General features: G+C 43.3%; 2 protein-coding genes and 1 pseudogene. 2 read left to right on the top strand and 1 reads right to left on the bottom strand.

The features are described from left to right. Positions 1 to 157: 157 nt before the first annotated feature. Positions 158 to 286, bottom strand: a pseudogene (locus tag IM477_RS21665) (RNA-guided endonuclease TnpB family protein); the annotation flags it as partial. Between the two features lie 297 nt (positions 287 to 583). Here IM477_RS21665 and IM477_RS21660 point away from each other — a divergent pair. Both IM477_RS21660 and IM477_RS21655 read left to right on the top strand, forming a co-directional pair. After that, the gene (locus IM477_RS21660) at positions 584 to 2101 is read left to right on the top strand and encodes an NAD(P)H-hydrate dehydratase (protein ID WP_287733415.1); all 1518 of its coding nucleotides are present in this window, start codon (positions 584 to 586) and stop codon (positions 2099 to 2101) included. Positions 2102 to 2571: 470 nt separating this feature from the next. Next, on the top strand, positions 2572 to 4377 hold the full coding sequence (locus IM477_RS21655; protein WP_287733414.1) for an aspartate kinase: 1806 nt from the start codon (positions 2572 to 2574) through the stop codon (positions 4375 to 4377). The last annotated feature ends 354 nt before the right edge of the window (positions 4378 to 4731 follow it).

Here is a 4731-nt window from a genome sequence, read left to right as displayed (position 1 = left end):
TTTTATGGGCAGATATTTTAAAACTGTCTCTTGAAGCTAATTATGATGATTATCTTGAAAAAAAATGATAATTAGACAGAAGTTCTCTTGTTCACATAGAGAACTTTATCTTCTTTTGTTTTCAAAATGAGAATTGCTGAAGATGCGCTTACCCTGTGCCAACACCACGATTATCCATCCAATAACGCCGAACTTTATTCCGAACAAACTGAGTTGTCCGTATTGCCTGATTAATGGCTTCTATCTGATTAGGTTTTGGCTTAACTTTGTGTTCAAGGACAAATATTTTGAGACTGCCTGACCGAGTATCAATATTTTAGGGCAAAAGAAATAAAATGACAATATTATCTCTTAAAGCCGCCCGATCCTAAGCGGGCATGACGGGGAACCTTAAACCCAAATTTTCGGTCAGCAACTACGAGAATTAGTCAATATATCCACTGCTTACCGTCAAGCTAAAACTAGACAGAATGATCTGGTTATTATCACCCAACCCAGCCTTCAGCCGGTGAAAATTCGGGCTAATTGGCAATTTTTCGGCAAAAAAGTGTCTAGACCTGCTAACAGGCAATTTATCCCTCGAATGAGCTACAATTATCGGTCAAACGTGGTTAATAGCGAGCAGATGCGTCGCATTGAAGGGGCAATTTTTGCCTCCGGTATGCCTGTGGCCGCTTTGATGGAAAAGGCAGCCCTGTTAACGGCACAACAGCTTAAAAAGTCCTATTCTTTGGCTAATTTCCCAAAAATCGGCGTTATCGTCGGCCCTGGTCACAATGGCGGTGATGCTCTCGTAATTGCTAGAGAATTACATCTCGCCGGTTATCAAGTATCTCTTTTTTGTCCGATCGCCAAACTCAAGGATTTAACAGCACAACAGGCTAATTATGTCAAGCATTTAGGCTTAATTTTTCAGGAAACTTTAGAATCTTTAGAGGATTGTCAGTTAATTATCGATGGTCTTTTCGGTTTTGGTTTAGAAAGGACTTTATCGGCAGATATTGCCGAATTAGTCGATAAAATTAATAGTTGGCAAAAACCAGTAATTAGTATCGATATTGCTTCGGGAATTCACACCGACACCGGAGAGGTTTTAGGCACGGCAATTAAAGCCACTCATACCTTTTGTTTGGGACTCTGGAAGCGAGCTTTTTTACAAGATTTGGCCTTACCTTATCTAGGTAAAGTGGAGTTAATTGACATAGGAATTAGTCCCCTTGACCTAGAAACAATTCTACAAGATTCACCGCCAATTCTGAGGGTTAATCCCGATCTAATTCGCCCTTATTTACCTTTACCCCGTCCTCTACTTACCCATAAATATCAGCAGGGACATTTATTAATTATCTGTGGTTCTCGTCGTTATGCGGGGGGGGCAATTCTCGCCGGATTAGGAGCGCGAGGTAGTGGTGTGGGAATGCTTTCTATTGCTGTTCCTGCTGCCCTTAAATCTTTATTAATTAGTCATTTACCAGAAGCATTAATTATCGATTGTCCCGAAACTGCCACGGGAGCTATTGCCGAACTTCCCCTAGAATTAAATAATTATCATGCCCTCGCCTGTGGTCCTGGATTAACCACAGAAAATCCTGCTATTATCGAACAGGTTTTAGATAGTGATAAACCGATTATACTCGATGCCGATGCTTTAAATATTTTGGCTCAACTCGGTATAGAAAAATTATCATCCCGCCAAAATAAGACAATTTTAACGCCTCATTGGGGAGAATTTAAACGCTTATTTCCTCACTTATCAGGTTCTCAAGATAGAATTAATATCACTCAAAAAGCATCTCAACAAAGTGGTGCAATTGTCTTATTAAAAGGAGCCAGAACTATAATCGCCTCCCCGGAAGGTAAAATGTATTTAATTCCCGAAAGTAGCTCCGCTTTAGCGCGAGGTGGTAGTGGTGATGTCTTAACGGGATTAATCGGCGGATTCTTAACCCAAATGCAGGATAATGCCCCGGAAGCAACCGCATTAGCGGCTTATTTACACGCTCAAGCCGGCATTTTAGCGGCCAAAGAAAGGACAGAATTAGGAGTAGATGGAGTAACTTTAGCTAATTATTTATTTGCTGCCCTTAAAGATTTAAATTAAACTCCGAGGGGAAACACACGCAACCCAAAAACCGAGTAAAATCTATAAGATATTAAGTAGGTAGGTGTTAAAAATTGTCAGATTTACCCCTTACCAAGGGTAGGGTTAATTCATGAATTAACCCTACCATGAATCAGTCCTAAGATTAAGGGAGTATCAGAATTGATAATTGTTACTGTATCTAACATTAAAATATCTTTCATAATACCCACCAAACCTAAGAGAGCCAAAATATTATTAATAGCATAAATGTACTGTATTTAAACTGAGTAGGGGTATTTTAGTACAAATGCTCGAACTGCCTCAACCTAGCTCTGGCGCTCCTTTCTCCGGTGCAGTCTTAAGGGTTAATTTAGATAGTCGGCATTTGAGATAAAACATAAGGAATGTTAACCAAAACCACTTATCGTTAAGGAATTTTGATAAGTTGGAGATTGAACAAAGATAGAAAGTCTCTAGCGCTGACAACTATGGCTGTAATTGTCCAAAAATACGGTGGTACATCGGTAGGTTCCGTGGAACGCATTCAATCGGTAGCTCAACGGGTCAAAAATACGGTAATAGCAGGAAACACCGTGGTGGTGGTCGTTTCTGCCATGGGTAAAACCACCGATGGATTGGTCAATTTAGCCAAACAGATCGCCGCCGAACCCTCGCGCCGGGAGATGGATATGTTATTATCCACGGGGGAACAGGTGACAATCGCCTTGATGAGTATGGCCCTAGAGGAAATCGGACAACCGGCCATCTCCCTAACCGGCGCTCAAGTGGGAATTGTCACGGAATCCGAACATAGTCGCGCCCGCATCTTAGAAATTAAAACCGATCGCCTCTCCCGTCATCTATCGGAGGGTAAAGTAGTTGTTGTCGCCGGTTTTCAAGGTGTTAGCGATAGCGATCAATTAGAGATTACCACCTTGGGGCGCGGTGGGTCCGATACCTCGGCTGTGGCCCTAGCGGCCGCCTTAAAAGCCGATTTTTGCGAAATTTACACCGATGTACCCGGTATTCTCACCACTGACCCCCGTTTAGTCCCCGAAGCGCGTCTTTTAGACCAAATTACCTGCGATGAGATGCTCGAATTAGCCAGTTTAGGAGCGAAAGTTCTCCACCCGCGAGCGGTGGAAATCGCTAAAAACTTCGGGGTTCCCTTGGTTGTCCGCTCCAGTTGGACAGATGAGCCTGGTACTTGGGTGACATCCCCGGCACCGAAACCGCGCACCCTGCAAGGATTGGAATTGACAAAAGCAGTGGATGCGGTGGAATTTGACGGTAATCAGGCGAAAATCTCCCTTTTACGGGTTCCTGACCGTCCCGGCATCGCTGCCCGTTTATTCGGGGAAATCGCTCATCAACAGGTGGACGTGGATTTAATTATTCAATCGATTCACGAGGGGGACAGCAACGATATCGCCTTTACGGTGATGGGAAATGCCTTGAAAAAAGCCCAATCCGTGGCCGAAGCGATCGCACCAGTTTTACGTTCCCATCCCACTAATACAGAGGAAGCGGAAGTGATCATCGAATCCGGGGCCGCTAAAATCGCCATTACCGGCGCCGGTATGATCGGCCGGCCGGGAATTGCTGCCCAAATATTTAGCACTTTGGCCGCAGCGGCAATTAATATCGAAATGATCTCCACTTCTGAAGTCAAAGTCAGTTGTGTCATCGATGAAGCGGACGGAGAAAAAGCAATTAAAGTCCTTTGTGATGCTTTTCAAGTGGAGTATTCTGCTAAAGTTGCTAATCGCGAAATCCCTAACAATTTAGTCCCAGTCAGGGGAGTGGCCCTAGATAATAATCAGGCCCAAATGGCTATTCGTAACGTCCCCGATCGCCCGGGGATGGCGGCGAGAATTTTCTCGGTTTTAGCGGCAAAAAATGTCAGTGTTGATATGATTATTCAATCCCAACGCTGTCGCATTGTCGATGGTATTCCCCGACGGGATATCGCTTTTACTTTGCCCCAAGCTGATGCTAATTTAGCCCAAAAAATCCTCTTAGAACTATCGGAAAGTTTGGGGTTACAGGAAGTGGTGGTTAATAATGATGTGGCCAAAGTGAGCATTGTTGGTTCGGGAATGGAAGGACAACCGGGGGTAGCAGCACGCTTTTTTGAAGCTTTAGCAAAGGAGAAAATTAATATTTTGATGATTGCTACTTCTGATATAAAAATCAGTTGTGTGGTGAATCAGGAAGATGGAGTCAGGTCCCTACAAGTGGTTCACGCCGCTTTTGGATTAGCCGGACAGGGTAAAATTGAAGTACCCGCCTAAATGAAATTACAAGTTCTATGATAGAACGTAGGTTGGGTTGAAGCATGAAACCCAACGCTCGCTCATGTTACGCTGCCGCTAACCCATCCTACAAATAATTGTGCCTACCTACTTAAATGAAATTACAAGTTCTATGATGGGGGTAAGAGTTGTTTAATTGCTGGCAACTTATACCCCCAAAAACCCGATAAATAAGTTAACCCTCATCACCCCGATTTTATCTATGGAACCGATAACAGTGGCGACAATTGTTGCTTTGGTATTTCAGACTACTGTAGAACAATTTACCGAAGCTTCTCTAGAAAAAATTAATACTTTGCGGCAAATCATCTGGAATAAACTTAAAGCTAATCC

This window comes from Microcystis sp. M090S1, assembly GCF_020246295.1.
In the GTDB taxonomy this organism is placed as follows: Bacteria; Cyanobacteriota; Cyanobacteriia; order Cyanobacteriales; family Microcystaceae; genus Microcystis; species Microcystis aeruginosa.
The sequence above is the reverse complement of the archived record's forward strand: the minus strand, read 5'-3'. Positions and strand labels throughout refer to the sequence as shown.

Coding starts and splice junctions, on each gene's coding strand:
- IM477_RS21660 (WP_287733415.1), top strand. CDS start 584: ATGAGCTACAATTATCGGTCAAACGTGGTTAATAGCGAGCAGATGCGT.
- IM477_RS21655 (WP_287733414.1), top strand. CDS start 2,572: ATGGCTGTAATTGTCCAAAAATACGGTGGTACATCGGTAGGTTCCGTG.